General features: G+C 64.0%; 3 protein-coding genes. All 3 read right to left on the bottom strand.

Annotation, left to right across the window (positions count from 1 at the left end; all coding sequences use genetic code 11):
* Positions 1-581 (bottom strand): gluconate 2-dehydrogenase subunit 3 family protein (locus ACLQ62_RS05625; protein WP_411720682.1); only part of this gene is annotated, 581 nt, incomplete at its 3' end.
* Positions 582-614: 33 nt separating this feature from the next.
* Positions 615-2,261: a GMC family oxidoreductase gene (locus tag ACLQ62_RS05620; protein WP_411720681.1), complete on the bottom strand. Its 1,647-nt coding sequence runs from the start codon at positions 2,259-2,261 to the stop codon at positions 615-617.
* 41 nt (positions 2,262-2,302) lie between these two features.
* On the bottom strand, positions 2,303-3,253 hold the full coding sequence (locus ACLQ62_RS05615) for an aldo/keto reductase (protein WP_411720680.1): 951 nt from the start codon (positions 3,251-3,253) through the stop codon (positions 2,303-2,305).
* Positions 3,254-3,388 lie beyond the last annotated feature (135 nt).

Raw genomic sequence — 3,388 nt, 5'->3', positions numbered from 1 at the left:
GCCCAGCCGACCCGATTCTCGTTGCCCCCGTACACCGGATCGCCGTAAAAGCCCTGCCGGGTGTTCAGCACCAGCAAGGGGAAGAAATCGAGGAAGTCCTCGTTGACCGGCTGGTTGCCTGCGGGCGCCCCACCCAGGCCATCGTCCTCCGCTGCGTCGAACGAGAAGTGCGTCGGCTTCGGCTTTCCCGAGATCTGCTCCAGCACATCGTCCTGCTGATCATCTGCAAGATCGATGAACCGTTCACCAAAGCTGCCTCGAGCGATCTCGTCGAGCTGTTTGACACCGTTGGCGTACAGCGCCTGGCGGAGCGCGATCCGCTCCTGCCAGGCCTTCTCCTCAAGTCCCTCCATGCGCAGCCAGCCGATCCCATCGGCCGCCGGGAACACGAACTGCGTGCCCGCCAACATCCGGTCGATGAATCGGACAACCTTCGCTTCCCGGGCGCCGGGGTGATGATCGGTCGGGATGATGCGAGCCGTGGCGGCCTCGATCGTGTCCCACTCGTCCTTGCTGAAGTGAATGGGCCCCTCGACGTCGCGCGTCGAGATGGGCACTGTTACCCACTCTGCCTGTCCCATGTGGTTGCTCTCCTGTTCTTTCGTAGTTCGGTCTCAGGACCAGGTGTGGCGATCGACGTGGAGTATCCGGTCGACGCACCGCCAGGTGTTGGCCATGATGGTCAGCGCCGGGTTGATTCCGGTCGCCGTCGGAAAGAAGCTCGCGTCGAAGACGTAGAGGTTGGGCACATCGTGTGTGCGGCACCAACGGTCGACGACGGATGTCGAAGGATCGTTGCCCATGCGGGTGGTACCCAGTTCGTGCGATGTGTTCCCGGTGATGCGCTCCATGTTGACCGGGACCACCTTGCTGGCCCCGGCTGCCTCGAGGATCTCTCCGTTCTTCTTGACCTGCCACTTCTCCTGCGCGTAGTCATTGGAGTGCGGTGTGTGTGTGATGCGTGCCACGGGCAACCCCCAGGCATCCGTCACGGTCGGATCGAGGTCGACCCGGTTGCTCTCGACCGGGAGGTCGTGGAGCAGGATGCCGATCTTCATTGAGTGGTTGAACAGTTCCCGGTCGGCGTCCTTGGCGGCGGAACCCCAGGTAGGGCGACCGGGGAAGCTCCAGTTGACCGGGTGCCCCAGCATCGACGGGAAAATCAGGGAACCCAGGATGTGGCCACGGCTCTCGACGGTCTCGTAGAAGTCGAACGAGCACCCGCTCATGTAGTGACCGGACCAGCCGTAAAGCGGGTCGCGGAGATCGCGGTCGAAGAGTCCGACCGAGAACGAGTACTGGTGGAAGGTCGCGTTCTTACCCACCTGTCCGCTGCTGTTCGCGAGACCGTCGGGGAACTGGGCCGACTTCGACATCAGGAGCAGCCGAGGAGTCTCGATTCCACCCCCGGCGACGATGACGGCCTTGGCGTGCTGCACCCACTCGTCACCGTTCTCATCCTGATAGCGGACGCCGGTCGCGCGGCCGTCCTTGCCGACGAGGATCTCGCTGACGTAGCAGTCGGACCGGAGGTCGAAGAGCCCCGTATTGACCGCGTCGGGGATGAAGCTGATCAGGGTCGAGGACTTGCCCGTGCCCGGGTCAGGGTACTGCTGCCAGAACCCGTTCTCGCTGAACGGTTGGCGCCCGCGATAGGGCTCGGTGACCATTCCCTGCGGCATGGGGAAACTACTATGGCCGAGCTTGTCCATGCCCGTCGCAAAGGTGCGGCCGATCTGGCTCAACGGGGAGGGCTTCGTCGGGTAGCCGCGACTGCGACGCCCTTCCCAGCGGTTGGCTCCGGCGAGACCGGAGGTACCGAACTCCCACTCGACACGCGTGTAGTACGGCTCGAGCTCGTCGTAGGTGATGGGCCAGTCCACGAGGCTCGCACCGGGCACGTCGCCGTGAATCGAGCGGAGCTTGAAATCGCTCGATGTCATCCGGGGCACCATTGCACCCCAGTGGGTCGTGCCGCCGCCGACGACCTGCGGCGTGGCGGAGAAGTTCGTGACGACCGCTTCTTCCGTGTCGTTTGCCCGGTAGGTGCGGGGTTTCAGTTTCGGCTCCTGCCAGATGAAGTTTCGGTTGAGGTACTTGAGCTCATCGCCCGACGCGTGCTCCGGCTTCAACCAGGGGCCGCGCTCGAGGCCGACAACGGTCATTCCCGCTTCGGTGAGGACCTTCGCCGCCGTCGCGCCGCCGGCGCCCGCGCCGACAATGACCACGTCTACTGGGTCGGGGTTCTTCTTGGTCTTCATGAGGTTGTGGCCTTCTGTTCTCGTGTGGTGGGGGCGGGCCGTCAGGCCACGTCCTCTTCGATTCCGTTACGGCCTACACGGGCCAGCGGCAGCAGGGCACCCCAGAGTTCGTCGGGAATGGTGAATTCGAGCAGCTCGACTGTTTGAGCGATGCGGCGTGGTTCGGACATCCCGACGATCGTTGACGTGACCCGCTCGTCGCGGGTGGAGAACTGCAGGGCCGCGGCCGCGAGGGGGACCCCGAAGTCGGCGCAGAGGCGTTCCATCGCTCCGACCCGCAGAAGGGTGGCCTGGCTGACCGGTGCGTAGCAATACGTCGGGACTGCCTTCGGGCCCTTCACCAACATCCCGCCGCCGAACGGTGCCGCGTTGATGAAGGCGACACCGCGGGCCTGTGCATCGTCGAGCAGGGGCTCGGCGGTCTGTTCGACGAGGGTGTACCGGTTGTGGCTGATGACCGCGTCGAATGCCTCGGTGGCGAGGTACTGAAGTTCGAGGTCGATCGGTCCGCCGGCGACGCCGAGGTGCTGGATAATGCCCTGGTCGCGCAGCTCGATCAGCGCTTCAAGCGGTCCACCGGGGGCGACGCCCTCTTCGAAGGTGATCTTCTCGGGGTCGTGCAGGTAAACGAGCGGCAGTTTGTCGAGGCCGAGACGTTCAAGGCTCTCCTCGACGGAACGGCGGACCCGGTCACCGGAGAAGTCATTGCTGCCCGGGAGAGGATCGACCTTCGTCGCGATGACTACCCCTTGCTGTACGAATCCGTGCTCACGGATCGCCTGCCCGATGCGGCGCTCGCTGTCGCCTCCGCCGTACTCATTCGACGTGTCGATGAAGTTGAACGGGCCGTCGAACACAGTCCTAATGGTCGCAACAGCGGTGTCGGTGTCGACCCCGTAGCCGTATTGTGCGGGAAAGCTACCGAGCGCGCTTGTACCGACGCAGATGGGTGACACGGACAGCGACGTCGTGCCGAGTTGGCGATTGGACATACGTTTCTCTCTCTTTCGATGGTGCTGCTTGTGATGGTCGGCCTGGACCAGATTCAGTGGACGTGGGAGCCGGTTTCAGGAATGATTCCGACTCGACGAACTGCGGGTGGCGGACCGGTGCTGGAACGCACCAGG

This window comes from Mycetocola sp. (assembly GCF_046716805.1).
In the GTDB taxonomy this organism is placed as follows: Bacteria; Actinomycetota; Actinomycetes; order Actinomycetales; family Microbacteriaceae; genus Mycetocola_A.
Note: the sequence above shows the minus strand (reverse complement) of the source record. Positions and strands in the feature narration are given on the sequence as shown.

What these genes read in the sequence shown, in the direction of transcription:
- ACLQ62_RS05620 (WP_411720681.1), bottom strand. Translation starts at nt 2,261, where the DNA reads ATGAAGACCAAGAAGAACCCCGACCCAGTAGACGTGGTCATTGTCGGC.
- ACLQ62_RS05615 (WP_411720680.1), bottom strand. Translation starts at nt 3,253, where the DNA reads ATGTCCAATCGCCAACTCGGCACGACGTCGCTGTCCGTGTCACCCATC.